38 protein-coding genes and 1 other RNA gene are annotated in these 25,736 nt (G+C 37.2%); 32 read left to right on the forward strand and 7 right to left on the reverse strand.

Going from position 1 to position 25,736, the window contains the following annotated elements:
• Genes dnaA through CDOMF_RS00035 form a run of 7 tightly spaced genes read left to right on the forward strand, consistent with a single transcriptional unit; the run spans position 1 to position 8,156 of the window.
• Positions 1-1,308, forward strand: coding sequence for a chromosomal replication initiator protein DnaA (gene dnaA, locus CDOMF_RS00005; RefSeq protein WP_260951897.1), 1,308 nt, complete (start codon positions 1-3; stop codon positions 1,306-1,308).
• Between the two features lie 11 nt (positions 1,309-1,319).
• Positions 1,320-1,469 (forward strand): hypothetical protein, encoded by a 150-nt coding sequence (locus tag CDOMF_RS00010; protein WP_260951898.1) that lies wholly within the window; start codon positions 1,320-1,322, stop codon positions 1,467-1,469.
• Positions 1,466-2,533: a DNA polymerase III subunit beta gene (dnaN, locus tag CDOMF_RS00015; RefSeq protein ID WP_260951899.1), complete on the forward strand. Its 1,068-nt coding sequence runs from the start codon at positions 1,466-1,468 to the stop codon at positions 2,531-2,533. Before CDOMF_RS00010 ends, dnaN begins: the two co-directional genes overlap by 4 nt.
• Before the next feature lie 13 nt (positions 2,534-2,546).
• Positions 2,547-4,856: a DNA topoisomerase (ATP-hydrolyzing) subunit B gene (gyrB, locus tag CDOMF_RS00020; RefSeq protein ID WP_260951900.1), complete on the forward strand. Its 2,310-nt coding sequence runs from the start codon at positions 2,547-2,549 to the stop codon at positions 4,854-4,856.
• The gene (locus CDOMF_RS00025) at positions 4,856-6,244 is read left to right on the forward strand and encodes a GGDEF domain-containing protein (RefSeq protein WP_260951901.1); all 1,389 of its coding nucleotides are present in this window, start codon (positions 4,856-4,858) and stop codon (positions 6,242-6,244) included. Before gyrB ends, CDOMF_RS00025 begins: the two co-directional genes overlap by 1 nt.
• Positions 6,245-6,252: 8 nt before the next feature.
• Positions 6,253-6,921 carry a preQ(1) synthase gene (gene queF, locus CDOMF_RS00030; protein WP_260951902.1) on the forward strand — a complete coding sequence of 223 codons (669 nt, stop codon included), beginning with the start codon at positions 6,253-6,255 and terminating at the stop codon, positions 6,919-6,921.
• Positions 6,921-8,156: an HD domain-containing protein gene (locus CDOMF_RS00035; RefSeq protein WP_260951903.1), complete on the forward strand. Its 1,236-nt coding sequence runs from the start codon at positions 6,921-6,923 to the stop codon at positions 8,154-8,156. The genes queF and CDOMF_RS00035 overlap by 1 nt, the downstream gene beginning before the upstream one ends.
• A 38-nt stretch (positions 8,157-8,194) precedes the next feature.
• On the opposite strand, the gene ffs is transcribed toward CDOMF_RS00035, so the two are convergent.
• Positions 8,195-8,292, reverse strand: an RNA gene (gene ffs, locus CDOMF_RS00040) — signal recognition particle sRNA small type.
• Between the two features lie 52 nt (positions 8,293-8,344).
• Between ffs and CDOMF_RS00045 the strand changes: the two genes are divergently transcribed.
• Positions 8,345-8,779 carry a hypothetical protein gene (locus CDOMF_RS00045; protein ID WP_260951904.1) on the forward strand — a complete coding sequence of 145 codons (435 nt, stop codon included), beginning with the start codon at positions 8,345-8,347 and terminating at the stop codon, positions 8,777-8,779.
• On the opposite strand, the gene CDOMF_RS00050 is transcribed toward CDOMF_RS00045, so the two are convergent.
• Together CDOMF_RS00050 and nrdD are read right to left on the reverse strand one after the other, a co-directional pair.
• A complete protein-coding gene (locus CDOMF_RS00050; RefSeq protein WP_260951905.1) occupies positions 8,769-9,461 on the reverse strand; it encodes an anaerobic ribonucleoside-triphosphate reductase activating protein in 693 nt (230 codons plus the stop codon). The genes CDOMF_RS00045 and CDOMF_RS00050 overlap by 11 nt on opposite strands.
• Positions 9,445-9,603: an anaerobic ribonucleoside-triphosphate reductase gene (gene nrdD, locus CDOMF_RS00055; protein ID WP_260951906.1), complete on the reverse strand. Its 159-nt coding sequence runs from the start codon at positions 9,601-9,603 to the stop codon at positions 9,445-9,447. Before nrdD ends, CDOMF_RS00050 begins: the two co-directional genes overlap by 17 nt.
• A 97-nt stretch (positions 9,604-9,700) precedes the next feature.
• On the opposite strand from nrdD, the gene tpx reads away from it, so the two are divergent.
• The 3 genes from tpx to CDOMF_RS00070 all read left to right on the forward strand — a co-directional run bounded on the left by tpx (position 9,701) and on the right by CDOMF_RS00070 (position 11,917).
• Positions 9,701-10,231 (forward strand): thiol peroxidase, encoded by a 531-nt coding sequence (gene tpx, locus CDOMF_RS00060; protein ID WP_260951907.1) that lies wholly within the window; start codon positions 9,701-9,703, stop codon positions 10,229-10,231.
• A 100-nt stretch (positions 10,232-10,331) separates the two neighbouring features.
• On the forward strand, positions 10,332-10,943 hold the full coding sequence (locus tag CDOMF_RS00065; RefSeq protein ID WP_260951908.1) for a cyclase family protein: 612 nt from the start codon (positions 10,332-10,334) through the stop codon (positions 10,941-10,943).
• 86 nt (positions 10,944-11,029) lie between these two features.
• On the forward strand, positions 11,030-11,917 hold the full coding sequence (locus tag CDOMF_RS00070) for an EamA family transporter (RefSeq protein WP_260951909.1): 888 nt from the start codon (positions 11,030-11,032) through the stop codon (positions 11,915-11,917).
• A 49-nt stretch (positions 11,918-11,966) separates the two neighbouring features.
• On the opposite strand, the gene CDOMF_RS00075 is transcribed toward CDOMF_RS00070, so the two are convergent.
• The 4 genes from CDOMF_RS00075 to CDOMF_RS00090 form a co-directional block, all read right to left on the reverse strand.
• Positions 11,967-12,869: a bile acid:sodium symporter family protein gene (locus CDOMF_RS00075; protein ID WP_260951910.1), complete on the reverse strand. Its 903-nt coding sequence runs from the start codon at positions 12,867-12,869 to the stop codon at positions 11,967-11,969.
• 130 nt (positions 12,870-12,999) lie between these two features.
• On the reverse strand, positions 13,000-13,560 hold the full coding sequence (locus tag CDOMF_RS00080; RefSeq protein WP_260951911.1) for a ribonuclease HII: 561 nt from the start codon (positions 13,558-13,560) through the stop codon (positions 13,000-13,002).
• Positions 13,560-14,435 carry a hypothetical protein gene (locus tag CDOMF_RS00085; protein WP_260951912.1) on the reverse strand — a complete coding sequence of 292 codons (876 nt, stop codon included), beginning with the start codon at positions 14,433-14,435 and terminating at the stop codon, positions 13,560-13,562. Before CDOMF_RS00085 ends, CDOMF_RS00080 begins: the two co-directional genes overlap by 1 nt.
• A gap of 19 nt (positions 14,436-14,454) precedes the next feature.
• Positions 14,455-15,552, reverse strand: a complete 1,098-nt coding sequence (locus tag CDOMF_RS00090; RefSeq protein WP_260951913.1) for an ATP-binding protein — start codon at positions 15,550-15,552, stop codon at positions 14,455-14,457.
• Between the two features lie 272 nt (positions 15,553-15,824).
• Here CDOMF_RS00090 and rpsJ point away from each other — a divergent pair, with 272 nt between their 5' ends.
• The 21 genes from rpsJ (at position 15,825) to secY (ending at position 25,735) form a co-directional block, all read left to right on the forward strand.
• On the forward strand, positions 15,825-16,136 hold the full coding sequence (rpsJ, locus tag CDOMF_RS00095; protein WP_002947121.1) for a 30S ribosomal protein S10: 312 nt from the start codon (positions 15,825-15,827) through the stop codon (positions 16,134-16,136).
• A 19-nt stretch (positions 16,137-16,155) separates the two neighbouring features.
• Positions 16,156-16,734, forward strand: coding sequence for a 50S ribosomal protein L3 (gene rplC, locus CDOMF_RS00100; RefSeq protein ID WP_172126833.1), 579 nt, complete (start codon positions 16,156-16,158; stop codon positions 16,732-16,734).
• Positions 16,731-17,345, forward strand: coding sequence for a 50S ribosomal protein L4 (rplD, locus tag CDOMF_RS00105; RefSeq protein ID WP_260951914.1), 615 nt, complete (start codon positions 16,731-16,733; stop codon positions 17,343-17,345). The genes rplC and rplD overlap by 4 nt, the downstream gene beginning before the upstream one ends.
• Before the next feature lies 1 nt (position 17,346).
• Positions 17,347-17,628, forward strand: a complete 282-nt coding sequence (locus CDOMF_RS00110) for a 50S ribosomal protein L23 (protein WP_260951915.1) — start codon at positions 17,347-17,349, stop codon at positions 17,626-17,628.
• A 1-nt stretch (position 17,629) separates the two neighbouring features.
• A complete protein-coding gene (gene rplB, locus CDOMF_RS00115) occupies positions 17,630-18,460 on the forward strand; it encodes a 50S ribosomal protein L2 (RefSeq protein WP_260951916.1) in 831 nt (276 codons plus the stop codon).
• 2 nt (positions 18,461-18,462) lie between these two features.
• The gene (gene rpsS / locus CDOMF_RS00120) at positions 18,463-18,744 is read left to right on the forward strand and encodes a 30S ribosomal protein S19 (protein ID WP_169941760.1); all 282 of its coding nucleotides are present in this window, start codon (positions 18,463-18,465) and stop codon (positions 18,742-18,744) included.
• A 10-nt stretch (positions 18,745-18,754) separates the two neighbouring features.
• A complete protein-coding gene (gene rplV / locus CDOMF_RS00125) occupies positions 18,755-19,087 on the forward strand; it encodes a 50S ribosomal protein L22 (RefSeq protein WP_260951917.1) in 333 nt (110 codons plus the stop codon).
• Between the two features lies 1 nt (position 19,088).
• A complete protein-coding gene (gene rpsC / locus CDOMF_RS00130; RefSeq protein WP_260951918.1) occupies positions 19,089-19,787 on the forward strand; it encodes a 30S ribosomal protein S3 in 699 nt (232 codons plus the stop codon).
• 2 nt (positions 19,788-19,789) lie between these two features.
• Complete coding sequence (gene rplP / locus CDOMF_RS00135; protein WP_260951919.1) at positions 19,790-20,215, forward strand: 50S ribosomal protein L16; 426 nt, start codon at positions 19,790-19,792, stop codon at positions 20,213-20,215.
• The gene (gene rpmC, locus CDOMF_RS00140; RefSeq protein ID WP_169941752.1) at positions 20,202-20,387 is read left to right on the forward strand and encodes a 50S ribosomal protein L29; all 186 of its coding nucleotides are present in this window, start codon (positions 20,202-20,204) and stop codon (positions 20,385-20,387) included. The genes rplP and rpmC overlap by 14 nt, the downstream gene beginning before the upstream one ends.
• Positions 20,388-20,397: 10 nt before the next feature.
• Positions 20,398-20,649, forward strand: coding sequence for a 30S ribosomal protein S17 (rpsQ, locus tag CDOMF_RS00145; protein ID WP_170019531.1), 252 nt, complete (start codon positions 20,398-20,400; stop codon positions 20,647-20,649).
• Positions 20,649-21,017 (forward strand): 50S ribosomal protein L14, encoded by a 369-nt coding sequence (gene rplN, locus CDOMF_RS00150; protein WP_260951920.1) that lies wholly within the window; start codon positions 20,649-20,651, stop codon positions 21,015-21,017. The genes rpsQ and rplN overlap by 1 nt, the downstream gene beginning before the upstream one ends.
• Positions 21,017-21,253, forward strand: a complete 237-nt coding sequence (gene rplX / locus CDOMF_RS00155; RefSeq protein ID WP_260951921.1) for a 50S ribosomal protein L24 — start codon at positions 21,017-21,019, stop codon at positions 21,251-21,253. Before rplN ends, rplX begins: the two co-directional genes overlap by 1 nt.
• Before the next feature lie 2 nt (positions 21,254-21,255).
• Complete coding sequence (gene rplE, locus CDOMF_RS00160; RefSeq protein WP_260951922.1) at positions 21,256-21,801, forward strand: 50S ribosomal protein L5; 546 nt, start codon at positions 21,256-21,258, stop codon at positions 21,799-21,801.
• Position 21,802: 1 nt separating this feature from the next.
• The gene (locus tag CDOMF_RS00165; RefSeq protein ID WP_169941742.1) at positions 21,803-21,988 is read left to right on the forward strand and encodes a type Z 30S ribosomal protein S14; all 186 of its coding nucleotides are present in this window, start codon (positions 21,803-21,805) and stop codon (positions 21,986-21,988) included.
• 9 nt (positions 21,989-21,997) lie between these two features.
• The gene (rpsH, locus tag CDOMF_RS00170; RefSeq protein ID WP_169975250.1) at positions 21,998-22,393 is read left to right on the forward strand and encodes a 30S ribosomal protein S8; all 396 of its coding nucleotides are present in this window, start codon (positions 21,998-22,000) and stop codon (positions 22,391-22,393) included.
• Between the two features lie 304 nt (positions 22,394-22,697).
• Positions 22,698-23,234 carry a 50S ribosomal protein L6 gene (rplF, locus tag CDOMF_RS00175; RefSeq protein WP_260951923.1) on the forward strand — a complete coding sequence of 179 codons (537 nt, stop codon included), beginning with the start codon at positions 22,698-22,700 and terminating at the stop codon, positions 23,232-23,234.
• A 10-nt stretch (positions 23,235-23,244) separates the two neighbouring features.
• The gene (gene rplR, locus CDOMF_RS00180) at positions 23,245-23,601 is read left to right on the forward strand and encodes a 50S ribosomal protein L18 (RefSeq protein WP_260951924.1); all 357 of its coding nucleotides are present in this window, start codon (positions 23,245-23,247) and stop codon (positions 23,599-23,601) included.
• A 15-nt stretch (positions 23,602-23,616) separates the two neighbouring features.
• Positions 23,617-24,060, forward strand: coding sequence for a 30S ribosomal protein S5 (rpsE, locus tag CDOMF_RS00185; RefSeq protein WP_169975256.1), 444 nt, complete (start codon positions 23,617-23,619; stop codon positions 24,058-24,060).
• 11 nt (positions 24,061-24,071) lie between these two features.
• Entirely contained in the window at positions 24,072-24,473 is a 402-nt protein-coding gene (gene rplO, locus CDOMF_RS00190) for a 50S ribosomal protein L15 (RefSeq protein ID WP_260951925.1), read from the forward strand.
• A complete protein-coding gene (gene secY / locus CDOMF_RS00195) occupies positions 24,473-25,735 on the forward strand; it encodes a preprotein translocase subunit SecY (RefSeq protein WP_260951926.1) in 1,263 nt (420 codons plus the stop codon). The genes rplO and secY overlap by 1 nt, the downstream gene beginning before the upstream one ends.
• The last annotated feature ends 1 nt before the right edge of the window (position 25,736 follow it).

A 25,736-nucleotide genomic window follows, 5' to 3' on the forward strand; every position in this document is an offset into this window, starting at 1 on the left:
TTGCTTGCAAACGAAGTTTTAGAGCTACTTGGACACGAAATTTTAAAATCAGAATATGAGTGTTACATAAAGCAGCTTAAATTTAACGAAAAAGCTTCAAATTCAGAAGTTATCGTATTTAACGCTCCAAACGAGCTTATAGCAAAATTTATCCAAACCAAATACGCAGGCAAAATAGCTCATCTTTTTGAAGTAAAAACAGGTGCAAAACCTCATATAAACATCACTTCTCAAAAGAGCAAGCCACAGATAAAAAACGCAAAAGTAGATGTAAATCAGATAAAGGCTCAAAGCAGCCTTTTAAATCCAAGCTATACCTTTGAAAATTTCGTTGTAGGCGATTCAAACCAATACGCTTATATCACTTCAAAATCAGCCGCCGAGCAGCTTGGAAAAGCGTATAATCCGCTATTTATCTACGGTCCAACTGGTCTTGGTAAAACTCACTTGCTTCAATCGGTCGGAAATTTCTGCTTAAATAACGGCAAAGTCGTAATTTGTATCACAAGTGAGCAGTTTATAACTGATTTTACATATCATATCAACAACCACTCAATGGAGAGATTTCGCGAGAAGTACCGAAACTGCGACGTTTTACTTATAGATGATGTGCAGTTTTTAGGAAAAACGGATAAAATTCAAGAAGAGTTTTTTCACACATTTAACGAACTTCATTCAAAAAACGGCCAGATCGTAATGACTTCAGATCGTCAGCCAAAGCACTTAAAAGGTTTTGAAGATAGGCTTAGAACGCGCTTTGAATGGGGAATTATAGCTGATATCACTCCTCCTGAGCTTGATACGAAGATAGCAATTATCAAGAAAAAATGTGAATTTGATAAAATTTATCTAACTAAAGATGTGATCGAATACATCGCAACTAACATGGGCGATAATATCCGCGAAATTGAAAGCGCGATTATAAATTTAAACGCTTACGCAACGCTTATGAGACAAGAGATAAGCCTTGAATTTGCTAAAAATATCTTAAGAGATCAGATAAAAGAGAAGCGTGAAAATATAAATTTAGAAAGCATAATCGAAATAGTAAGCAAAGAGCTAAATATAAAACCAAGCGAGATAAAAAGCAAATCACGCGTGAAAAATATCGTTGAAGCAAGGCGAATCGTAATCTATCTAGCTAAAAATTTAACACCAAATTCAATGCCTCAGATAGCAAGTTACTTTAACATGAAAGATCACTCGGCAGTTAGTCACAATATCAAAAAAATAAATGAAATGATAAATGAAGATGAGTATTTTAAGATAAAAGTTGAAGAGATCAAAAACAAAATTTTGACAAAGTGATAAAATTTAAGATGAAATATGTGAATAAATGTGAAAAATCAGATTTAGTTTTTAACTATCTAAATGCTGAAATTTCAAGCTTTGAAACTGTTTTTCACATATTCATGATACCTACTACTGATACTAAAATAAATTTAAAAAATAAAGGAAGAAAACTATGAAGGCGGTAATTAACAAAAATGCTCTTGAAAGCATAGTTACAAACACAAATCCTTACTTAGAAAAAAAGGATTTAAGCGCTATAACTTCTCACATATATATCTGCGCTAAAGATGGAATTTTAAATATAAAAGCCACAGATCATGAGATAGGTCTTGCATATAAACTAAGCAATGTAAAGATAATGGATGAAGGAAATGCAACCGCAAACGGTAAAAAACTACTTGACATCATAAGAAGCCTAAAAGATGAAGAGGTAACCCTTGAAACGGTAAATAACTACCTTTACATCAAGCAAAAAAACTCAAAATACAAACTTCCTATGTATAAATTTGAAGATTTTCCTAAATTTCCAACTGTAGAAGGAAAGAGTAAATTTGACATAGATGCGATAATGCTTGGACGAAGCCTTAAAAAGATATTTCCTAACATAGACACAAATAACCCAAAATACGAGCTAAACGGAGCTCTTATAGATATCAAACAAAACTACATCAATATCGTTGGAACCGATACAAAAAGGCTAAGTGTATTTAGATTTGAAACTCCAACTCAAAATGAATTTTCGCTGATAATCCCAAAAAAAGCGATAAGTGAAATTCAAAAGCTGTTTTACGATAAGATCGAAATTTACTACGATGAAAATATCTTAATAGCTCAAAGTGCAAATTTTGAGTTCTTTACAAAGCTTATCAACGGTAAATTTCCTGATTACGACAGAGTAATTCCAAAAGAGATCAAAAAACGCCTAAAACTAAGCAGAGATAAGATGATAGAAGGTATTAAAACTATCTCGATATTATCAGACAGTATGAAGATCATTTTTGCTCCTCAAACGATAACTTTTGAAAGCATTATCGAGGATAATTCAGAAGCTAGAACTGTGATTGATTTTCAAACCGGACTTGACGAGGAGTTTTTCGTAGGAGTTAGAAATAGATATTTGATAGACTTTTTAACAAATATCGAAGAAGATAGCTTCGAGCTTGGGTTTAACGACTCAAATATGGCATTTACAGTTAGTTCAAACGAGCTAAAAACGATAATAATGCCGATAAATTTATAATTAAGGTTAATTTATGCAACAAAATTACGGTGCGGAAAATATTAAAGTTTTAAAGGGGCTTGAAGCGGTTAGAAAACGCCCCGGAATGTATATCGGAGATACTCATATAAACGGACTTCATCATATGATTTATGAGGTTGTGGATAACTCGATAGATGAAGCGATGGCAGGATATTGTGATACGATAAACATTGAGATCACAAATGAAGGCTCGGCGATAATCAGCGATAACGGTCGTGGAATCCCTGTAGATATGCACCCGACCGAAAAAATTTCGGCGGCTACGGTTGTTTTAACTGTGCTTCACGCAGGCGGAAAATTTGATAAAGATACTTATAAGGTTTCAGGCGGTCTTCACGGTGTTGGTGTATCTGTCGTAAACGCTCTTTCAAAAAAACTTGTAGTAAATATCAAGCGTGACGGAAAACTTCATAGACAAGAGTTTGCCAAAGGAATTCCAACAAGTGAGATGGAGGTCATAAAAACTACTAATAGAACAGGAACTATGGTTGAATTTTGGCCTGATGATAGTATATTTGAAGTAACCGAATTTGATGATGAAATTTTAACTAAGAGATTTCGCGAACTTGCATATCTAAACCCAAAAATAACTATAAATTTTAAAGATCAACGCACGGGTAGAACTGAAAGCTATCACTTTGAAGGCGGACTTGAGAGCTTTGTAACCGATATGAATAAATCAAATCCGGTTAGTAAAGCAGTATCATTTAGCGGCGGCGAAGAGGATGTTATAGTTGATTTTGCTTTGATGTATAACGAAACATATAGCGAAAATTTACTAAGCTTTGTAAATAACATCAAAACTCCTGACGGCGGAACTCACGAAGCCGGATTTAGAGCGGGTCTTACTAGAGCCATCACAAATTACATCGCAGCAAACGCAGCAGTTCGTGAAAAAGATACGAAAATAACAGGCGATGATATAAGAGAAGGACTTATCGCTGTTGTAAGCGTGAAAGTGCCTGAGCCGCAGTTTGAGGGTCAAACTAAGGGCAAACTTGGCTCAAGCTATGTAAAACCTATCGTTCAAAAGATGACTTTTGAGGTTTTGGTTAAGTATTTTGAAGAAAATCCTATCGAAGCAAAAGCTATAATGAACAAGGCTTTGATGGCTGCAAGAGGAAGAGAGGCAGCTAAAAAAGCAAGAGATCTAACCCGTAAAAAAGAGGGTCTTAGCGTAGGAACTCTGCCTGGAAAATTGGCTGATTGTCAAAGTAAGGATGCAAGTATAAGCGAGCTTTACTTAGTGGAGGGTGACTCTGCGGGAGGCTCTGCAAAACAGGGTCGCGATAGAGTTTTTCAAGCTATTTTGCCTTTGAAAGGTAAAATTTTAAACGTTGAGAAATCACGACTTGATAAAATTTTAAAATCAGACGAGATTAAAAACATGATAACGGCTCTTGGTTGTGGTATCGGGGATGAATTTGATGCCGAAAAACTTCGCTATCATAAGATCATCATAATGACCGATGCCGACGTTGACGGAAGCCACATTCAAACTCTGCTTTTAACATTTTTCTTTAGATTTTTAAATCCAGTGGTTGAAAACGGCTACATCTATCTTGCTCAACCGCCACTTTACCGATACAAAAAGGGTAAAAAAGAAATTTATCTTAAAGATGAAAAAGCTCTAAATGAATTTTTGATCGAAACTGGAATCGAAGGGGTTGAATTTGAAGGAATCGGCAATAATGATCTGATTGAATTTCTAAAAATTGTAGCTGCTTATAGAAGCGTGTTAAAAGAGCTTGAGAAACGATTTAACGTGCTAAGTGCGATTAGATATATGATAGAAAATCCTGATATAGTTTCAAAAGAGTATGCTGAAATTTTTCAAATTTTAAAAAAATATCTTGAAAATGAAGGACACAATATCTTAAATTCATACGTAAATGAAGATGAAATTCGCATCTATGTCCAAACCAAAAGCGGTCTTGAAGAGCTTATCGTAAATGAAAATTTATTTACAAATCCTCTTTATGAAGAGGCGCTTTTCATCAGTAATAAGATAAAAGAGCGTGAATTTAACTTTGGAAAAGATGTGGTTGAAATTCTTGATGAAGTAGAGAAAAACGCTAAAAAAGGCGCATATATCCAAAGATATAAAGGTCTTGGCGAGATGAATCCAGAGCAGCTTTGGGAGACTACGATGAACCCTGAAAATCGTCGTCTGCTTCAAATAAGTATAAACGATGCTATGAGTGCGAGCGATACCTTTAACCTCTTCATGGGCGATGAGGTAGAGCCAAGAAGAAACTACATACAAGAGCACGCAAAAGACGTCAAACACTTGGATGTGTGATGTTGGATTCTGAAATAAAAGAAAGATCAAGAAGATTTATATCTGCTCTTGAAATATCTATTCCGTTTTTTGCAGTTATACTATTTTTTGCATACGTCTTTATAAAAAGAGACGAAGTAAATTTAGAAAATGATGAAATAGTACTTTTAATAGTTTTAATAATATGTCAAGTATATTTTACTACTTATAAAATATATCAAAGTTTCAATAATACAGTATTAGACGGCACTACCGGCTCTTTTAATAGAAGTGAAGTTTTAAAAGTAATTTCAAAAAAAGCAGATCAGTTTAAAAATCGACAAGATGGCAATATAGTAATGCTAAAAATACTAAATTTAAACGATATAAATGAGCGTTATAGCTTTGATATTACAGATGTTTTACTTAGAAAACTTATTGAGAGGTTAGATTTTTTTCTAAATAAAGAAGTATCAAAAAAAACTTTAATAGGCAGATATACTAACGATTGCTTTTTAATGTTTTGTGAGGGTAAAAGCTCTCAGTTAATACATTTTTTAAATATTTTTGAAAAAAGTGTTTTATCTCATGGAATAGATGATATAGAGCTTAAGATTAAATTCGAGTTAGTTAATATTAATTATTCTAAAAATATTGAAAATTCAATATCTGTTTTAATAGAGAGATTAAGCTTAGAAGAAAATGCAAAATTTGCAATTACAGATGAATTTGAACAATCTGTTTGTAAATCTATAAAAGATAAACAATTTTCGTTTCAATCTCAGCTAGTAAGTAGTCTAAAAGATGAAGAAAATTTAAAAAATATTCTTATCAAAATTGATACTAAAGAATTCGGACTTATATCAAAACAAAAAGCCCAAAATATAGCAAATAAAAATGGATATGAGATATTATTTGATATAAATGCCATTAAGAAATTTTCTGAGTCAAAATTTAATGATGAAAGTTCTTATATTATTGAAGTTTCATCAGTCTCGATTAGAAATTTACAATTTATAAATTTTATAAAAGAATTCGTAGAGTCTGGTCAAATTAATCCAAATAAAGTTATTTTAGAATTTAGTGAAAAGATCGTTTATAATGAGATAAATAGATTTAAAGAAATTCTAAATCAATATAAAAATTTAGGTTTTAGATTTGCGTTTAATAAATTTGGTGGAAATAACGCAGGATTTGAGTATTTTAAACACCTGCCTATAGATTTTTTTATCTATGATATTGAGTTTAATAAAAATTTAAATGATGAAAGATTTGAGAGTTTATTTGCTAATCTTAATAAAACTGCTAAAAAAATAGGAGTAAAAACAGCTGTTAGATTTGTAGATAAGGCTGATTTTTTTGAAATCGTAAGAAGTGGCGGAATCGACTATGCACAAGGGTTTTATATAGAAAAACCAAAAGAAATTTAAGGAAAAATATGCAAGAAATTAATGAAAATGATTTAGGACAAGAGTTAAAATACGGTGAGAAAATTTTAAAAGAGTTTGATGTCGAGCGCGACCTTGAAATTTGGGAAAACAAGCAAAGCAGAGATTATAAGATCAAGATCACTTTGCCTGAGTTTTGCTGCCTTTGTCCACGTTCCGGTTATCCTGATTTTGCGACGATTTATCTTGAGTATGTGCCGAACAAATTTGTAGTAGAGCTAAAGGCGATTAAGCTTTATATAAATAGTTTTATGAACAAAAATATAAGCCACGAAGATAGCATAAACGAAATTTACTCTGTTCTTGAAAGAAAGCTTGAGCCAAAATGGATGAAGATCGTGGGCGACTTTAACCCGCGCGGCAACGTTCATACGGTTATTGAGATAAGCTCTGATGAGATCATTAAAAAACCGGAAATCAAAGAACCTGCAAGCACTCTCATAACTCCAAGCTATGAAAAACGCGAAAGAAGCGGTGATAGAAGCGATAGAAAACCTGCTGCGCGGACAAATTCAAGAGGTTGCTCAAGAACAAAAGAATTTGATAAAAAACCAAGCAGAGAAAGATCAGGATCTGCTAAAAAACCTGCTAAAGAAGGGTTTAAAAAGCCTGAATTTTTAGGCGAAAAACGTGCAAGAGTAGTTAAAAAAGATAAATGATGATAAATGCAAATTTGATCGAACATATCTTCAAAGCCGCGTCCATATCGCGCTGGAACGACTATCCGAAGATGACAAATTTAGTCGAGCTTGACAAACAGGCGCATAAATTTGTCATTGCTTATTTTATAGCTAAACTTGAAAAAGATATCGATATGAACTACATCATCGAGGCGGGAATTTTTGAGTTTTTCGCACGCGTGGTGGTTACCGATATCCGTCCGGATGTATTTCATCAGATGCAAAAGCAAAAGAGCGAGCAGATAAACGGCTGGGTGCTAAGCATACTTGAAAATTTGATCCGCGATATCGACGGGGGCAAATTTTTAGAGCGGCTTAGAAACTACTTGCTCAAAAAAGATAAAAAGCACGCTAAAGAACGGCTTATCCTAAAGGCGGCAAGCTATCTTGCGACTCGCTGGGAGTTTTCTATCGTCTATCAGACAAGCCAGTTTTTAAGCGATATCGACGAGCTTAAGAGTAAGGTTGAAGAGGAGCTTGAGGATTATTACGAGCTAATCGGCGTGCGAAAAATCGTGATGAATCAAAAGCTAGCAAAGCTTGTGGATCTAAGCGGACGACTTCGCTTTCAAAAGCGCTGGGCTCAAACTCCGCGCATCCCTGAAACTGCGGTACTTGGACATATGCTTGTGGTTGCGATTTTAAGTTATTTTTACTCGCTTGAGGTTAAAGCTTGTGCAAAAAGACTCGAAAACAACTTCTTTTGCGCACTCTTTCACGACCTTCCTGAAAGCCTTACACGCGACATAATAAGCCCGGTTAAATACGGTGTCGAAGGGTTAAATGAGATCATAACCGAATACGAAATGAGACTCATTGATGAGCGAATTTTGCCGTTTGTGCCGGATAGCTTTAGAGATGAGTTTAGCTACATTTTAGGCATAAGAGAGCAGGGCGGAAAGTTCATAAAAAACGAGTTTGAAAATAGAATTTGCGAAAAGAAACCGGCCTATCACGAAGGCACGATGGAAAATGTAAATGAGGATAAATTTAACGCGATTGATGGCAAAGCTCTTAAATACTGCGACAAGCTTGCGGCGTTTATCGAAGCAGGCATTTCCATAAGCTATGGCGTAAAGTCAAAAGAGCTCATTGACGGGTTTAATAATATGGATAGTTTTTTTAGCAATAAACCAAGCGTTGATGGTGTAAATTTCGCTAAAATTTGCGAGGAATTTAAAGAGCATTTTTCTCTTTTGCAAGTAAAAATTTAAAAATTTGTGCGATAATCTGAGGAGTAAAATTTAAAAACCCCTTCTCAGATGACTGCGGCACACACCAAATTCAAGTGCTCTGCTGTGTTCCCACCCTGAAGCGGTGCCTGAAAGAGGCATTGCACAGGTCTAAGAAGAGGCGAGTGCAATTTTACTAAAGTATAACTTAAAACTAATTGAGGCATTTTATGGGAGTTGGGATAAAATCTAGGTTTTTGTCGTTTTTTCGCGAATTTTTTGTATACCATCATAGATCTTTGGAATTTCGTGCGAAAATTTTTGCCGCTATTATAGCTGCTAAACTTGATCCTGATGAAGATGATTTCATAATACTATATGAAATTTCAAAAGAGATTTACGATAATGACGAGGATAGAAAAGCTGTTTTAATACAGATTACAAAAGAGTATATATCAAAGGTAAAATGTAAGGATCATCTCACTCTTGATGCCCTACTTTTAAGTATAGATCAATCTATGAAAAGCCATAAAAGATATGCTTCTAAAATAGATTTTTCACACCTTAGAAGACTTATTAACGGAGAAGAGGAAGAGACATTAATTCAGCAAAGAGTTTATGATTTTTTACTTTATGAAGTAAAGCAATATTCATCTATTGGTTAAAATTCCTAAACTCTATTTTTAAATTGGATTCTATCTTACCAGAGTCAAATTCTCTTTGTGGAGTAGTTAAATTTCCGAAATTTTCGCCTGTGTTTAAAAAATTTTGCAGGTAGTAAGTTCTATTATAGCCATGATTTTCAAGTACTTTGCTCATATTTGATATATCATCTTCACAGAGCAGATCAGCATGCACGGTCGTTCGAACTTCGAATTTAAAGTTTATGGATATCAAAAACTCAAGCGTTTGGATGAAATTTTCATATAAATTTGACTTCGTTATATCATAAAATTTTTGGCTCGGAGCTTTAAAATCAAGCGCGATATAATCGATCAAATTTTCGCTTAAAGCCATTTTTAAAGCATTCAAATTTGAGCCGTTAGTATCAACCTTAAGCAAAAATCCTCGTTTTTTCACTTCACGTGCAAGAGGCAAAAAACTGCTTCTGATAGTGCACTCCCCACCGCTAAATACAACTCCGCTTAGCTTGCCTATGCGCCTATCTAAAAACTGCAAAAACTCATCTTCGCTCACAAAGCCTTCGCCAAGCACGACAGCTGTGTTGTAGCAGTAGGCACAGCGCATATTACACCCCGTAAACCACGCCACGCACGCGGTTTTATCGGGAAAATCAAGAGTGGTAAATGGAGTTATCGAGTGAAGCGGCTTATTTTGCGCACTCACAAAATTTCACTCGTTCTTTGTGTTCACCTTTTTTACCGAGATTAAAGCTTTCAACCGGTCTGTGATAGCCCATTACACGAGTATAAACCACGCATTTTGTGCGTTTTTCTTGCAATTTTTCTAAGATCTCTTTTTCGCTCATATTTACTCCTTAACTATTTATATTGTAGCCTATGCGAGGTTAATTGTTTGTAAAAATATAGTAATATTTGCGTTATATTTCAACCAAAAGGATAAAAATGGCAAAAGTAAATTTCAAAGGCTCGCCTGTAAATTTAAGAGGCGATGAGGTATGTGTAGGGCAGCGCGCTCCTGAGGTGACACTTGTGGGTGGCGATCTTGGTGAGTTTAAGGTGGGTGCAGACAACGCTAAAATCGAAGTTCTAGTCACAGTTCCTTCACTTGATACAGGAGTTTGCGCGACTGAAACTCGCAAATTTAACGAAAAAATGGCCGGCAAAAATGCGATAAAACTAAGCGTTATTTCGGCTGATTTGCCGTTTGCGATGGGTAGATTTTGCTCTACTGAAGGCATAGCAAATTTGCGCGTGGGAAGCGACTTTAGAGCTAAAGAATTTGGCGAGAAATATGGCGTCTTAATCGATGAAGGAGCGCTTAAAGGTTTGCTAGCTCGCGCGGTTTTTGTAGTAAAAGATGGAGTTATCATCCATAAGCAAATCGTGCCTGAAATCGCAGATGAGCCAAACTATGATGCCGTGTTTGACGCGATTAAGTCAAGCGGCGGTTGTGGCTGCGGTTGCGGACATTAATTAAAATTTTGGCTTTGAAATTTACCTCAAAGCCAAAACTCCCCTCTTTTTAATTTTAAGAAATTTTAGCTACACTTCTTAAAATCTCAAAAGGCAAAATTTGAAAATCATAGATCTAAGCCCGGTTTTAAGCTCTAAAATGCAAATTTATCCAGGCGACGCACCGCTTTTGATAGAGCAAAATTTAGACGGCGGATTTTGCACGGGAAACCTCTCTATGTCGCTTCATGTAGGCTCGCATACCGATTTTGCTATGCATTGCGGCATGAACACAGCAGCAAGCGAAGAAATTTCTCTTAGCTATTTTGTGGGCGAAGCGGTTTGTATCGGAGTGAAGGCAAATTTAAACGAAGCTATCAAATTTCAAATTCAGCCACATCCAAAAAACGCTCAAATTTTGCTTTTAAATGTGCATTGTGAATTTAAAGATGAGCAAGATTTTTTTATAAATTCTCCTTTTTTGGATGAGGATTTTTTAAATTTAGCTCAGCAAAACGGCTTTAAAACCATCGCTACAAATTTATCTACGATTGATGCTCACGGGTCAAATTTGCGTCACAAAGAGGCTTTTGAAAGAGGAGTTCAAATCATCGAATGCCTTGTAAATTTAAAGCCTTTGGAGGATAAAACTTTCTTTTTCTCGGCAGCTCCTTTAAAGATAGCAAACGCCGACGCAGCGCCTCTTAGAGCTTACGCGATTTTGCAAAGCTAATTTGCAAAAATAGCAAGCTAAAATTTGTTGCTCTAACCGTCTTTACGGCCATTTATTTAAATTTACTTTTTGGTTATAATCGCTCTATGGGTAAAAATAGTCAAAATTTCGGCATAGTTTTAACTCTTCTTGGCGGGATTTTCTGGGGATTTTCGGGAGCTTGTGGACAGTATCTTTTTGAGCACAAAGGCATAAGTGCCGAGTATCTCACCTCGCTTCGCTTGATACTTTCAGGTGTGATAATGCTTGCGATTTTATACGCAAAAAGCGGCAAATTTATCTTTAGTATCTTTAGCTCAAAGAAAAATATCTACGATCTGCTCTTTTACGCGCTATTTGGCATTATGGCGTGTCAATACACCTACTTTGTTACGATCGAGCTTTCAAATGCGGCGATTGCGACTATTTTACAGTATCTTGCGCCTGTTTTAGTGCTGTTTGTGCTTTGCATAGAAGAGAAAAGATTTCCTTATAAAAAAGAAAGTTTAAGCGTATTTTGCGCCATTTTTGGAGTATTTTTGCTTGCTACTCATGGAAATTTTACAAGTCTTGTTATCCCGACAAAGACGCTTATTATCGGCATAATATCGGCATGCACCATCGTTATATACACGCTTTCTCCGCGCCGACTAATGAGGAGCTATCCCGTCACGCTTATACTTGCGTGGGCGATGCTGATTGGCGGAGTGGTGCTAAGCCTTTATGCCAAACCTTGGCAGCTTAAAGGTGTAAGCGATATGAGCGGAATTTTAGCGCTTTGCGGTGTTGTCGTTTTTGGGACTATCTTTGCGTTTAGCCTTTACATGCAAGGAGTTAAAATTCTAGGCGGCGGCAAAGCTAGTGTGATATCTGCTATCGAGCCGGTTTCTGCTGCTTTATTTGCGGCGTTTTGGCTTGGAAGTAAGTTTGTAATGATCGATATAATCGGGTTTGCACTGATTATCGTTGCGATTATAATATTAAGAAAGAGCTAACTAAGTGCGAGTAAAACCGATAAATTTAAGTATTTATCGGTTTAAATATCTATTTTTGACTTTTTGAGCCCCAAATTCCAGCCAAAATCGAGCCTGATAAGTTATGCCACACGCTAAATAGCGCGCCAGGAAGTGCCGCAAGCGAGCCGAAGTATTTAACCGCAAGAGCAACGCTTAAGCCTGAATTTTGCATGCCAACTTCGATAGCAACGGTTCTTGCCGTCTTTTCATCAAAGCCAAAGAGTTTGGATAAAAAGTATCCGCAAAATAGCCCCGAGCTGTTGTGAAGTATCACGCCGATAGCTACTAGCGCGCCTACTGTTTGGATGTTTTTCGCGTTTAGCGCCACGACGATGGCTATGATCGTGATGATGGCTGCCATTGAGATGATAGGAAGCGCAGGCAGGATCTTTTTAACGAATTTATGAAAAAATGTATTTAAAAGCACGCCGACCACTATCGGTACAAGCATGATTTTAACTAAATTTAAGAGCATACTCATGGCAGGGACTAGAACCTCTTGTCCGATGTAAAGCCAGGTTAAAAACGGCATCAGCACTATGGAAAGCAAGGTCGAAAATAGCGTCATACTAACGCTTAGTGCGACATCGCCCTTGGCTAGATAGGTCATCACGTTTGAAGCAGTACCGCCTGCACTTGTGCCTACTAGCATCATGCCTGCGGTGATTTCGTTGCTAAAGCCAAACGCTTTTGAGATCACAAATGCAGCAAGCGGCATGATGAGAAATTGGATGAAAATTCCAAGTCCAAGTGCTTTTTTCTTGTGTAAAATTTGCTTAAAATCATCGATACTAAGCGTGATACCCATGCCAAGCATGATGACGACAAGAAGTGGAACGATGTAGCCTTTGATAGCTACAAAACCTGTCGGAAACGTGTAAGCGATAAATGATAAAACTATCGCTACTATAGGAAAAAGTAGTGCTTTCATGAGTTGATTGTATCTAAAAATTAAGATTTTTTATAAAAATAGAGCAAATTTTAGTGAAAATTTTATGAAACTGTTAAATTTCTACAAGGCTACTGCTAAAATTCTCAAATTTTTAGAGTGTTTTTGAAATTTAAGCTTCAAAAAGTGTCGGCTGAAACGACTTAACTATAAAGCTTTTTCGCGTTAGCTCGCACTCGCCTAAATTTCTGATTGCTGCAAGGTGCGCCTTTGTGCCGTAACCCTTGTGCGAGGCGTATCCGTAGGCGGGATAAATTTCGCCCCATGCGCTCATCAGCTCGTCTCTGCTTACTTTGGCTAATATGCTTGCCGCGCTTACTTGCGCTACCTTGCCGTCTGCTTTTATCATAGTTTTTACACCTGTGCCGTAGTTTGCGTTGCCGTCATAAAGCAGCTCATAGCCTGCAAAATGTTGCTTAAACAGCTTTAAAGCCCGCCTTAAACACTCGCTAAGTCCTAGTTCGTCGATTTGGTGATTTGAAAAATATACGATTAAAAATTGCGAATTTACAGCGATTTCATTAAAAAGCTCTTTTCGCCTTTTTGCGCTTAGTTTTTTAGAGTCGTTAAGTCCCTTTATCTCTTTTTTAAGCACGCAAGCAGCGACCGCCAAAGGGCCTGCAAGCGCTCCTCGGCCAGCCTCATCGATACCGCAAATTTTAACTTCACTCATCAAAAAAGCCCGAAACTATCTTTCATAAAAGGCTTTATTTCTTCTAGCAAAATGCTCTTTTCTGCGTCTTTGCTTTGAAATGAAATTCCAGCCGGAGTTAGCACGAAATTTTCACTTATCTTTATATCTTTGCTTTCAAAAAGTGCTTTTAAATTTTCATCATCTAAGTTTATAAAGAGATCCTCAGGCGAGATATCTTTGCCGGTTTTAAGAAATTTTGAACTGCAAATTTTGCCCTCCTTGCCAAGATTTCTGCAAGTGGTTTTAAAAATTTCGTTGCTAAACTCAAGCGTTAAAATGTCGTTTTTAAATAAATTTTGCTCGCTATCTTTAAATTCCTGCTTGAAATTTTCCAGTTTTTCTTTTAGATTATTTTTGTTTTTAGTAACAAAATCAGCCGAGAAGAAGTCGCTTACTATCGCTTCAAACTTCATATCGCCAGTTTTTATAACCTGCAAGCCAAGAGATAAAATTTCATAGCTGAGTTCCTCGGTTACCTCGGCTTTGTGAGCTTTGCCTTTTATGGCTAGCTTGCCGCTTAATTTGCCATCTTCATCAAATTTTACATCTAAATTTAGCCAGTCGGAGAGCGCGTTTAGGGCTGTTATGTTACTATCTGTTTTTTCGATCTTGCCTTTTGAAAACTCAAATTTTTCACCCTTGAAAAAGACGTGTCCGTAAATTTTAGTAGGGAGCTCAAAGCCTTTTTCGCCTTTGAAATTTTCAAATTCGTTATCAAAGGAGTTTAGATAAAGCTCAAATTTTTCTTCGTCCGCTAGACCTGTGAATTTATAAAATTTGCCCCAGTTTTCGTGATTTATCTCATATCCAAAGCTAAGTAAAACAGCAACTAAAAACGTTAAAATTACTCTCATGTACTCTCCTAAAATTTAGTTAAAAACTAAGTGCCCATCTTGAAAAAGGCAAAATTTCACACTTTATGCCTTCTACGCTAAGCTCGGCTTGATTTGCCACGCTGATAACTTGAAGTCTGTTTACTCCAAGAGCTTTTAAATTCGCGTGAAGTTTTTTAAATTTTAAAAATATCAGATCGCTATCGCTAAATGGTATGCAAAGTATAGCAAGTTTCCTTTTAGCAAGGAAAAAATCAAACTCTTTAGTGTAAAAAATCTCCTCTTTAAATTTAAAAAGCTCGCAAAAGATGATATTTGAAAAAAGTTTTACGAAATCTTTCTTTAGACTCAGCGCATTTCGCATCACAAAATCATTAAAATAAAGCCTCTTTGCCGCGCTTGGCTGCTCAAATTTCGCTACAAGACTTATAAAGCCTCTATTTTCTAGCTCAACAAGTCCTGCATAGACGCGGTCTTTTGAGGTTTTAGAGTGTGTTTTTAAATTTTTATATAGCTCATGCGCGCTTAAATTTGCCCCTTGAAAAGCGGCGCACTCTTTTATCAAATTTATATCGGCTTCATTTAGCTTGCTCTTAAGCCTTGCTTGGAGATTTTCTACGACTTCGCTTTGGTCAAGAAAGGCTGAATTTAGGCTGTTGCCGTGCGTAACAAAATGGCTAAATAGCTGATCTTGATCTAAATTTTTAGGGAAAAACGCTATAAACTCTTCGTAGTCCAAGTAGCTTAAATTTAGTTTTTTAAAGCCGATTAAATTTATGTTTTTTGACTCGCTAGTTACGACTATGTTTTGAAGGCCTAAACTTGAAAATTTTTCTATAGCAACTGTCTGCTCGTTTGAATTTACTCCTTCTATTGCTAGAGCTTTTATGGCTCTGTTATCTTTTAAAAACTGCTCTAAATCATCTAAAATTTTAGCCTCGCTTATCCTTATATCTTGCAGGTTTATATATAAAATTTCCTCATCTTTAAACTGCTTTAGATGATCTATCACGAGTGAAGTTTTACCGCTTCCATCGCTTCCTATGATGAGAGTTTTAGGCGAAGTTATGCTAAATTTTCTATCTATAAATTTAAGTGATTTTAAAGGAGTGTTGTAAAGCGATAGCAGTTCTTTCAAATTTAGCCTTTTAAAATTTGAAAGAATTATAACATTTTTTCCTTTTAATAAGGAAAAAACTAAAATTAAATATCAAATTTTTCAAATTTCGGATAAAAACTCTTTTGAACTATTAAAATTTTTCCTTACAAAAAGGAAATAAATTTCAAAAATTCTTACTAAAACAGCTCAAAACATTGACTTTAAAAGCTCATTTTAGTAAAATCTCAGTCTTTTATGTAAGTCATAAAAGGTCGTATGTTTGCGACAAGTTCTATTTTAAAGGAAATCAAATGGAGAGAATCAGGCTTAAGCTCAAAGCTTATGACCATAGAGTTCTAGACCGCACAGTTGCAGCAATCGTAGAAGCTGTCAAAAGAACTGGTGCTGACGTAAGAGGTCCAGTGCCAATGCCTACTAAGATCAAACGCTACACAGTCTTAAAATCACCACACATCAACAAAGATTCACGTGAGCAGTTTGAGATGAGAATTCATGCACGTATGCTTGACATCGTAGCAGCTACACCTGACACAGTCGATTCGCTAACAAAACTTGACTTGGCTCCTGAAGTTAACGTCGAAGTTCGTGCGATGGGCAAGTAATCAGGCGAAAGGTTAGATAATGGAATATATCGTAGAAAAAATAGGCATGAGTAGGACGATTTCGGTTCCTAGTACACCAGTTACACTTCTAAAACTTGTAGAGACTAAAGTTTGCGAAGTAGGTGAAAACAACCGCGCAATCGTTGCTTATGCAAAAGGTAAAGCAAAAAACAAAGCTATAGCAGGTCAGCAAAAGAAATACAATCTTTCAGCTGAGTACAACAAATTTGCCACTTTAACAGTTGCAAATAGCGAAGCAGGCGATCTTGACGTAAGCCCGCTAAGTTCAGCTGCTGTTATCAAAGTTAGCTTTGATTCAAAGGGTAGAGGTTATCAAGGTGTTGTTAAAAGACACGGATTTGGTGGCGGACCAAAAAGTCACGGTTCACGTTTCCACAGACGCCACGGATCAATCGGTAACTGCGAATGGCCGGGACGTGTTCAACCTGGTATGAAAATGGCCGGACACATGGGCGATGTGAAAGTAACTGTTAAAAACGAAGTTGTAAGTTTTGATAGCGAGAACGGAATTTTGGTTTTAAAAGGCTCAGTTCCTGGACACAACGGCGCAATGGGTAGAGTAAGGATAGTAAAATGAGTAAAGTTTGCGTATTAAACGAGAAATTTGAAAAGGCTGGAGATTTAGATCTTCCTGCAAATTATGCAGAGGTAAATCCACACAACCTTTATCTATATGTTAAATCTTACCTTGCAGGTATCCGCGCAAATACAGCTCACACTAAGACTCGTGCTTTTGTAAGCGGTGGCGGTAAGAAGCCATGGAGACAAAAGGGTCGTGGCGGCGCTCGTGCAGGTTCAACCAGAACTAACGTATGGGTAGGCGGTGCAGTATCTTTCGGTCCATTGAATAATAGAAATTATTTCCAAAAAATTAATAAAAAACAAAAGAGATTAGCTCTTGAGTGTGCACTAGCACAAAAGGCTAACGATGGCAAAATTTTCGCAGTTGATAGCATCAGCATCGATAGCGGAAAGACAAAAGATGCGGCAAAAATTATCAATAGCCTAAATTTAAGAGATGCGTTGATAGTTAAAGATTTGCTTGATGATAACACGCTTTTGGCATTTAGAAATTTATCAAACTGCTATCTAGTAGATGCAAGCGAGATAAATGCGTATCTAGTATCGGTATTTAGTGCGGTTATCATTGAAAAAGCAGCACTTGAATCTATAACAAAAGAGGGCTAAAATGGCAGATATAACTGATATCAAAACAATTTTATATACAGAAAAGACTCTTGGCCTTCAAGAAGATGGTGTAGTAGTTATCCAAACTTCACCAAAGATGACTAAAAATAGGCTAAAAGAAATTTTAAAAGAGTATTTTGGAGTAACGCCACTTCGCGTAAATTCACTTAGAATGGAAGGTAAAGTTAAGCGTTTTAAAGGACAAACAGGACAACGCAGTGAAGTTAAAAAATTCTACGTTAAGTTACCTGAGGGTTCAACTCTAGAAAGCATGGAGGCGTAAGATGGCAATTAAAACATATAAACCATATACACCAAGCCGTAGATTTATGACAGGTCTTAGCAGTGAAGATATCACGGCTAAACCAAGCGTTAGAAGCCTACTTGTAAAACTACCTGCATCAGGCGGTAGAAATAACAACGGTCGTATCACATCAAGACATAAAGAAGCAGGCGCTAAAAAGCTATACAGAATCATCGACTTTAAAAGACGCAAATTTGGCATCGAAGGTAAAGTTGAAGCGATCGAATACGATCCAAACAGAAACTGCCGTATAGCACTTATCGCTTATAAAGATGGCGAAAAACGCTATATCATCAGACCAAACGGACTAAACGTAGGTGACGTAGTAGCAGCTGCTGAATCCGGTCTTGATATAAAACCTGGTAACGCTATGAAACTAAGAAACATCCCTGTGGGAACGATCGTTCATAACGTTGAGCTAAAGCCTGGTAAGGGCGGACAGATAGCAAGAAGCGCAGGCGGATATGCTCAGCTAATGGGCAAAGAGGAAAAATATGTCATCTTAAGACTTCCAAGTGGCGAGATGAGACAAATTTTAGCAGAGTGTATGGCAAGCGTTGGCGTTATCGGTAACGAGGACTGGGCTAACGTAACTATCGGTAAAGCAGGTAGAAACCGCCACAGAGGAATTCGCCCTCAAACTCGTGGTTCAGCTATGAACCCGGTAGATCACCCGCACGGTGGTGGTGAAGGTAAGAAAAATTCAGGCCGTCACCCGGTAACTCCATGGGGTAAACCGACAAAAGGTGCTAAGACTCGCCGCAAAAAAGCTAGCGACAAGCTAATTATCTCAAGAAGGAAAGGAAAATAGAGATGGCTAGATCACTCAAAAAAGGTCCTTTCGTAGACGGACATGTAATGAAAAAAGTTGTTGCTGCTAAGAAAGCAAACGACAACAAGCCGATCAAAACATGGTCAAGACGCAGTACGATTGTACCTGAAATGATTGGACTTACATTTAATGTCCATAATGGTAAAAGCTTTATCCCTGTGTATGTAACTGAAAACCACATCGGATATAAACTTGGCGAATTTGCTCCAACTAGAACGTTTAAGGGTCACAAAGGCTCTGTTCAGAAAAAAATCGGCAAATAAGGGGAGATAAATGAGTAAAGCTATTATTAAATTTATTAGACTATCTCCTACTAAAGCAAGACTTATAGCAAGAGAAGTTCAAGGTATGAATGCTGAACTAGCGCTTGCAAGTTTAAGCTTTATGCCAAACAAGGGAGCTAAATTTATAGCAAACGCAATCAGCTCTGCTGTTGCAAATGGCGGTTTTGAACCTGAGGAAGTTATCGTCAGCTCTTGCAGAGTTGATGCAGGCCCTGTATTAAAGAGATTTAGACCAAGAGCAAGAGGAAGCGCAAGCAGAATTCGCAAACCAACTGCCCACATTTTGGTAGAAGTATCTAAAGCTGAAAAGAAGGACGCATAGTATGGGACAAAAAGTAAATCCGATTGGTTTAAGACTAGGAATTAACCGCAACTGGGAATCAAGATGGTTTCCTGCTAAAGGAAATTTGGTAGAAAATATCGGCGAAGATTACAAAATTCGTGCGTTTCTTAAGAAAAAACTATATTATGCAGGGGTTTCTCAAATTCTTATCGAAAGAACGGCTAAGAAGATCAGAGTAACTGTAGTAGCAGCTCGCCCTGGCATCATAATAGGTAAAAAAGGCTCAGACGTTGAGAAGCTAAAAGATGATATCCAAAAGCTAATCAACAAAGAGGTTAATGTAAATATCAAAGAAGAGAGAAAAGCTCAAGCTTCTGCTCAACTTGCTGCAGAGAACGTTGCAATGCAACTTGAAAAACGTGTTGCGTTTAGACGTGCTATGAAAAAGGTAATCCAAGGCGCTCAAAAATCAGGTGCTAAGGGTATTAAAATTTCAGTTGCAGGCCGTTTAGGTGGCGCTGAGATGGCAAGAACAGAGTGGTATTTGGAGGGTCGTGTGCCACTTCATACACTAAGAGCGAAGATCGATTACGGTTTTGCAGAGGCGCATACAACTTATGGAAACATAGGTATTAAAGTGTGGATATTTAAAGGTGAGGTTCTTCAAAAAGGCGTTCAAGCTGAGAAAACTGAAGAAGAAGCACCAAAAAAACCACGCAGAGCAAGAAGAGGTAAATAATCATGTTGATGCCAAAACGAACAAAATTTCGCAAGCAGATGAAAGGTCGCAACCGCGGTTATGCAACTCGTGGTACTGACCTTGCAATGGGAGAATTTGGTATAAAAGCTGTTGAAGCTGGAAGAATCAATTCTCGCCAAATAGAAGCGGCTCGTGTTGCTTTGACTCGTCATGTTAAAAGACAAGCAAAAACTTGGATTAGAGTTTTCCCTGATAAGCCACTAACTAAAAAGCCGTTACAAACTCGTATGGGTAAAGGTAAAGCAGGTATTGAAGAGTGGGTTATGAACATTAAACCGGGCAGAATCATTTACGAGATGGCCGGAGTTAATGAAGAGCTAGCACGTGAGGCACTTACGCTGGCTATGCATAAGTTGCCGTTTAAAACTAAAATTGTAACGCGAGAGAGTGAAAATGAAATATACTGAGTTAAAAGAAAAAAGCGTTGCAGAATTAAACGCGTTATTGAAAGAGAAAAAGGTGCTTTTATTTACATTAAGACAAAAGCTAAAAACTATGCAGCTAAGCAACCCTAACGAGATTCGTGCAGTTAAAAAAGAGATTGCACAAATCAACACTGCAATTAGCGCTTCAAAGTAAGGGGTGAAAAATGGCATTTAAAAGAGAAATTCAAGGTGTAGTTTTGCAAAAAGCTGGAGATAAAACAGCTACGATTTTGGTTGAAAGACGTGTTATGCACCCAAGATACCACAAATTTGTAAAACGCTTTAAGAAATATATGATTCACGATGAAAAAAATGAAACACAAGCCGGCGATACTGTTGTTGCTGTTGAGTGCAGACCGCTTTCAGCACGCAAAAGCTTCCGCCTAAAAGCTGTTTTAGCAAAGGGAGTTGAGTAATGATACAATCTTTTACAAGACTTGTAGTTGCTGATAACAGCGGTGCAAAAGAGTTAATGTGTATAAAAGTTTTAGGCGGTAGCAAAAGAAGATATGCAACACTTGGCGACGTTATAGTTTGCTCGGTTAAAAAAGCGCTTCCAAACGGCAAGATCAAAAAAGGTCAAGTTGTAAAAGCTGTTGTTGTTAGAACTAAAAAAGAGGTTCAAAGAGAAAACGGATCTTTGATTAGATTTGACGAAAACGCAGCCGTAATCCTTGATAACAAAAGAGAGCCGGTTGGAACTCGTATCTTTGGACCGGTTGGTCGTGAAGTTAGATATGCAAACTTCATGAAAATTGTTTCACTTGCACCGGAGGTGTTATAATGGCTAATATCAAATTTAAGATTAAAAAAGGCGATAATGTAAAGATTATTGCCGGAGATGATAAAGGTAAAACAGGAAAAGTTTTATCAGTATTAGCAAAAAAAGGACAGGTTATCGTTGAGGGCTGCAAAGTAGCTAAAAAGGCTATCAAACCAAGCGAAAAAACTCCAAACGGTGGCTTTATAAATAAAGAGATGCCGATTGATATTTCAAATGTGGCAAAAGTTGAGGGTTAAAAATGAGTAGATTAAAAGTTAAATACAATGAAGTTGTTAAACCGGGTTTAGCAAAAGAATTTGATATCAAAAACCCAATGCTTATCCCTGCAATTGAAAAGATCGTTATCAGTGTTGGCGCTGGCGAAGGTGCGAAAGATCAAAAGCTTCTTCAAAATATGGCCGATACTATTTCGCTTATCGCCGGACAAAAAGCGGTTGTAACTGATGCTAAAAAATCAGTTGCAGGCTTTAAAGTTCGCGAAGGCTTTCCTGTAGGTATCAAAGTAACTCTTAGAAAAGAGCAAATGTATGCGTTTTTAGATAAGCTAATAAGCGTTGCACTTCCAAGAGTTAAGGACTTCAGAGGTCTTCCAAAAGACGGATTTGACGGACGCGGTAACTATAACTTTGGTCTTGATGAGCAACTAATGTTCCCTGAGGTTGAGTATGATAAGATCATGCGCACTCACGGTATGAATATCGTAATTGTTACAACAACAGATAGCGACAAAGAGGCATTCAAATTGCTTGAGCTTTTTGGTTTGCCATTTGCAAAAGGAAAGTAATATGGCAAAAAAATCAATGATAGCAAAGGCAGCTCGCACTCCTAAATTTAAGGTACGCGGTTATACAAGATGCCAAATTTGTGGTAGACCACACTCTGTTTATAAAGATTTTGGAATTTGCCGAGTATGCCTAAGAAAAATGGCTAATGAGGGATTGATTCCTGGTCTTAAAAAAGCAAGCTGGTAAGGAAGAAAAATGTTGAATGATTTAATATCAGATGGACTAACACGCATCAGAAACGCCTCTATGAGAAAGCTTGAGACTACAAAGCTGCTTCACTCAAACGTTGTTGAGGCTACTTTGGCGATCTTGGCTACTAAAGGCTACATAGAAAGCTATAATGTAGTTGAAGAGGACAAAAAGAAATTTATAAACGTTGTTTTAAAGTATGATGAGCGTGGAAATAGCGTTATAAACGAACTTAAAAGAGTTTCAAAGCCGGGTCGTCGCGTCTATAAAGGCAAGGATGAGATCAAGAGATTTAAAAACGGTTACGGAACAATTATCGTTAGCACAAGCAAAGGCGTTTTAAGCAACGAAGACGCTCACAAAGCCGGTGTTGGCGGCGAAATTCTTTGTACTATATGGTAATGAATATAAACGATGTCACGACATTGTTTATAACACCTTATAATGGAGCTTGCACGATAGGCTAAGCTTATTAGCTTGCTGTTTTGCAACACTCCAAAATTTAGCGATTAAATTTGCTAAATTTATGAGCTAAATCTCAAATTTTGAGACAACAAAGAATTTAAAGGTTTAAAAAGGGCTTTTGCTCTTTTTAGTCGTTCAAATTTAACTTTGAACGAAGTGGAATTTAGTTTCTGCTTTTTATGGTATTGTGGTATCCATTCGTATAAAGTAGACATACCCTAGACAAGTAAAAAGGAAAAAAATGTCACGTATAGGTAAGCAGCCGATAGCTATTCCAAGCGGATTAGATGTCAGCGTAGAAGGAAATTTGCTTAAATTTAAAAAAGGCAATAATACAAAAGAACTTGACACAAAAGGTCATGTTGATGTTAAGGTAGAAAACGGCTCAATCGCATTTTCTCCTAAGGGCGAAGATAGACAAAGTAGAGCATACTGGGGCACATATAGAGCGCTAGCTAACAATATCGTTACAGGTCTTACGGAGGGCTTCGTTCGCAAGCTTGAGATCAACGGCGTAGGTTATAAAGCTGCAGCTAAAGGAAGTGTGCTTGAGCTAACTCTTGGATTTTCTCACCCGATCAACCACGAAGTACCAAAAGGTGTTGAAGTAAGCGTAGAAAAAAACGTCATCACTATTAAAGGCGATGATAAGCAAGTTGTAGGACAAATCGCAGCTCAAGTTAGAGGATATCGCCCACCAGAGCCATACAAAGGCAAGGGTATAAAATATGCTGAAGAGCGCATTATCCGCAAAGCCGGTAAAACATCTAAGAAGTAAGGGATAGGTAATGACAGCAAATGTATTAAAAAGAAAACTCGCTCTTAGAATAAAGAGAAAGAGAAGAATTAGAGCTAAAATTTCTGGCACTGCCTTAAAACCAAGAGTTTCTATTTTCAAATCAAACAGAACACTTTATGTTCAGGCTATAGAAGATGTTACAGCAACTACTATCGCAGCGGCTGACGGAAGAAAACTTGGTATAAAAGCCAACAAAGAGGGCGCTGTAGTTTTAGCAAAAGAATTTGCAAAAACACTTAAAGCAAAAGGCGTAGAGGAAGCTTTATTTGATAGAAACGGCTATTTGTATCACGGCGTTGTAGCGGCTTTTGCTGACGCTTTAAGAGAAAATGGCATCAAACTATAACCCAAAGGAAAATCGATGGAAAAATATAATAGAGAAGAATTTGAAGAAGTAATCGTCGATATCGGTCGGGTTACAAAGGTTGTTAAAGGTGGTCGAAGATTTAGATTTACAGCTCTTATAGTAGTTGGAAATAGAAACGGACTTGTAGGCTTTGGCTTTGGTAAAGCTAAAGAGGTTCCTGATGCGATTAGAAAAGCGGTTGACGATGCGTTTAAAAACATTATCAACGTTAAGCTTAAAGGCTCGACTATTCCTCACGATATAGAGGTTAAATACAATGCAAGTAAAATTCTACTTCGCCCGGCAAGCGAAGGTACAGGTGTTATAGCCGGCGGCTCAACTCGCCCTATTCTAGAGCTTGCAGGTATCAAGGATATCTTGACAAAATCACTTGGCTCAAACAACTCTGCAAACGTTGTTCGTGCTACAATCAAAGCATTAAGTATGCTTAAAAGCTAAGGAGAGGGAATATGGGACTTGAAAAATTAACTCCTGCTACCGGTTCAACTCGTGAAACTAAGAGATTAGGACGCGGTCAAGGTAGCGGTCAAGGTAAAACTGCAGGCAAAGGACATAAGGGTCAAAGAGCTAGAAAAGGCTACAATGAAAAGAGAGGTTTTGAAGGTGGACAACAACCGCTTCAAAGACGTCTTCCTAAGGTAGGCTTTGCTTCTAAATTTGAAAAACCTTATGTTATCAACGTTGAGAAAATTACAGTGGTAAAAGAGCTTGGCGAAATTACAATCGCTTCAATCGCTACTGTTCATAAAATTTCAAGAAGCGTTACAAAAATAAAACTAATTGGAGCGAGTGCAAAAACTCTTGTTTCAAAGATCAAAGACGAGAACGTTATCGTTAGCGGACGTGCATAATGAATAAAACATTGACCAACAAGATACTCATCACGTTGGCATTTTTGTTTGCTTACAGGATACTGGCCTATGTGCCGGTTCCTGGCGTTAATGCCGATGTAATTAAAGAGTTTTTTGATTCAAATAGCTCTAATGCATTAGGATTATTTAATATGTTTAGCGGTAAAGCCGCTGAAAGATTAAGCATAATATCGCTTGGTATTATGCCATACATTACAGCTTCCATTGTTATGGAGCTTCTGGCTGCTACATTCCCAAATTTAGGCAAGATGAAAAAAGATCGCGACGGTATGCAAAAGTATATGCAGATCATTCGCTATGCCACAATCGGTATAACAGTAGTTCAAGCAATCGGTGTTAGTATCGGACTTCAGGGCTTAAGCGGAAGAGGTGGTGAGCAGGCTATAATGCTGGATATGAATCTATTTATAGCTATTGCGGCAGCTTCAATGTTAGCTGGAACTATGATGCTTATGTGGATAGGCGAGCAGATAACTCAAAGAGGAATAGGAAACGGTATAAGTCTTATCATTTTTGCAGGTATCGTATCGGGAATCCCATCTGCTATTGGCGGAACTGTAAATCTTGTAAATACAGGCGAATTAAATTTCTTAGTTGTTATAGGAATTTTGCTTGTTATTTTGGCAACCGTAGGTATAGTTATCTTTGTTGAGATGGGCGAAAGACGTATCCCTGTCTCTTACTCCAGAAAAGTTGTAATGGAAAACCAAAATAAGCGCATAATGAACTACATCCCTATAAAAGTAAATTTAAGCGGTGTTATCCCGCCTATCTTTGCTAGTGCTATATTGATGTTTCCAAGTACGATTTTACAGGCAAGCACAAACAAATATATCCAGGCGATAAACGACTTTTTAAATCCGAACGGATACTTTTTTAACTTTTTAACATTCTTGCTTGTTGTGTTTTTTGCATATTTTTACGCTTCAATCGTATTTAACGCAAAAGATATCAGCGAAAATTTAAAAAGACAGGGAGGATTTATACCTGGAATTAGGCCTGGCGAGGGAACTGCAGGGCATCTAAATGAGATCGCTTCACGCTTAACATTTAGCGGCGCGATATACTTGGGCCTTATCTCAACTCTGCCTTGGGTTTTAGTTAAATTTATGGGTGTGCCGTTTTATTTCGGTGGAACATCAGTTTTGATCGTTGTTTCAGTTGCTCTTGATACAATGAGAAGGATTGAGGCTCAAATTTATATGAACAAATACCAAACTCTAAGTGCGGTAGGCTTGTAAA

Origin of the sequence: Campylobacter sp. RM16187 (genome assembly GCF_025319965.1) — a bacterium.
Classification (GTDB): domain Bacteria; phylum Campylobacterota; class Campylobacteria; order Campylobacterales; family Campylobacteraceae; genus Campylobacter_A.

Bases quoted from the DNA above. Each gene is read 5' to 3' on its own strand.
- CDOMF_RS00010 (WP_260951898.1), top strand. From the start codon at position 1,320: ATGAAATATGTGAATAAATGTGAAAAATCAGATTTAGTTTTTAACTAT.
- dnaN (WP_260951899.1), top strand. From the start codon at position 1,466: ATGAAGGCGGTAATTAACAAAAATGCTCTTGAAAGCATAGTTACAAAC.
- gyrB (WP_260951900.1), top strand. From the start codon at position 2,547: ATGCAACAAAATTACGGTGCGGAAAATATTAAAGTTTTAAAGGGGCTT.
- CDOMF_RS00025 (WP_260951901.1), top strand. From the start codon at position 4,856: ATGTTGGATTCTGAAATAAAAGAAAGATCAAGAAGATTTATATCTGCT.
- queF (WP_260951902.1), top strand. From the start codon at position 6,253: ATGCAAGAAATTAATGAAAATGATTTAGGACAAGAGTTAAAATACGGT.
- CDOMF_RS00035 (WP_260951903.1), top strand. From the start codon at position 6,921: ATGATAAATGCAAATTTGATCGAACATATCTTCAAAGCCGCGTCCATA.
- CDOMF_RS00045 (WP_260951904.1), top strand. From the start codon at position 8,345: ATGGGAGTTGGGATAAAATCTAGGTTTTTGTCGTTTTTTCGCGAATTT.
- nrdD (WP_260951906.1), bottom strand. From the start codon at position 9,603: ATGAGCGAAAAAGAGATCTTAGAAAAATTGCAAGAAAAACGCACAAAA.
- tpx (WP_260951907.1), top strand. From the start codon at position 9,701: ATGGCAAAAGTAAATTTCAAAGGCTCGCCTGTAAATTTAAGAGGCGAT.
- CDOMF_RS00070 (WP_260951909.1), top strand. From the start codon at position 11,030: ATGGGTAAAAATAGTCAAAATTTCGGCATAGTTTTAACTCTTCTTGGC.
- CDOMF_RS00075 (WP_260951910.1), bottom strand. From the start codon at position 12,869: ATGAAAGCACTACTTTTTCCTATAGTAGCGATAGTTTTATCATTTATC.
- CDOMF_RS00080 (WP_260951911.1), bottom strand. From the start codon at position 13,560: ATGAGTGAAGTTAAAATTTGCGGTATCGATGAGGCTGGCCGAGGAGCG.
- CDOMF_RS00085 (WP_260951912.1), bottom strand. From the start codon at position 14,435: ATGAGAGTAATTTTAACGTTTTTAGTTGCTGTTTTACTTAGCTTTGGA.
- rpsJ (WP_002947121.1), top strand. From the start codon at position 15,825: ATGGAGAGAATCAGGCTTAAGCTCAAAGCTTATGACCATAGAGTTCTA.
- rplC (WP_172126833.1), top strand. From the start codon at position 16,156: ATGGAATATATCGTAGAAAAAATAGGCATGAGTAGGACGATTTCGGTT.
- rplD (WP_260951914.1), top strand. From the start codon at position 16,731: ATGAGTAAAGTTTGCGTATTAAACGAGAAATTTGAAAAGGCTGGAGAT.
- CDOMF_RS00110 (WP_260951915.1), top strand. From the start codon at position 17,347: ATGGCAGATATAACTGATATCAAAACAATTTTATATACAGAAAAGACT.
- rplB (WP_260951916.1), top strand. From the start codon at position 17,630: ATGGCAATTAAAACATATAAACCATATACACCAAGCCGTAGATTTATG.
- rpsS (WP_169941760.1), top strand. From the start codon at position 18,463: ATGGCTAGATCACTCAAAAAAGGTCCTTTCGTAGACGGACATGTAATG.
- rplV (WP_260951917.1), top strand. From the start codon at position 18,755: ATGAGTAAAGCTATTATTAAATTTATTAGACTATCTCCTACTAAAGCA.
- rpsC (WP_260951918.1), top strand. From the start codon at position 19,089: ATGGGACAAAAAGTAAATCCGATTGGTTTAAGACTAGGAATTAACCGC.
- rplP (WP_260951919.1), top strand. From the start codon at position 19,790: ATGTTGATGCCAAAACGAACAAAATTTCGCAAGCAGATGAAAGGTCGC.
- rpmC (WP_169941752.1), top strand. From the start codon at position 20,202: ATGAAATATACTGAGTTAAAAGAAAAAAGCGTTGCAGAATTAAACGCG.
- rpsQ (WP_170019531.1), top strand. From the start codon at position 20,398: ATGGCATTTAAAAGAGAAATTCAAGGTGTAGTTTTGCAAAAAGCTGGA.
- rplN (WP_260951920.1), top strand. From the start codon at position 20,649: ATGATACAATCTTTTACAAGACTTGTAGTTGCTGATAACAGCGGTGCA.
- rplX (WP_260951921.1), top strand. From the start codon at position 21,017: ATGGCTAATATCAAATTTAAGATTAAAAAAGGCGATAATGTAAAGATT.
- rplE (WP_260951922.1), top strand. From the start codon at position 21,256: ATGAGTAGATTAAAAGTTAAATACAATGAAGTTGTTAAACCGGGTTTA.
- CDOMF_RS00165 (WP_169941742.1), top strand. From the start codon at position 21,803: ATGGCAAAAAAATCAATGATAGCAAAGGCAGCTCGCACTCCTAAATTT.
- rpsH (WP_169975250.1), top strand. From the start codon at position 21,998: ATGTTGAATGATTTAATATCAGATGGACTAACACGCATCAGAAACGCC.
- rplF (WP_260951923.1), top strand. From the start codon at position 22,698: ATGTCACGTATAGGTAAGCAGCCGATAGCTATTCCAAGCGGATTAGAT.
- rplR (WP_260951924.1), top strand. From the start codon at position 23,245: ATGACAGCAAATGTATTAAAAAGAAAACTCGCTCTTAGAATAAAGAGA.
- rpsE (WP_169975256.1), top strand. From the start codon at position 23,617: ATGGAAAAATATAATAGAGAAGAATTTGAAGAAGTAATCGTCGATATC.
- rplO (WP_260951925.1), top strand. From the start codon at position 24,072: ATGGGACTTGAAAAATTAACTCCTGCTACCGGTTCAACTCGTGAAACT.
- secY (WP_260951926.1), top strand. From the start codon at position 24,473: ATGAATAAAACATTGACCAACAAGATACTCATCACGTTGGCATTTTTG.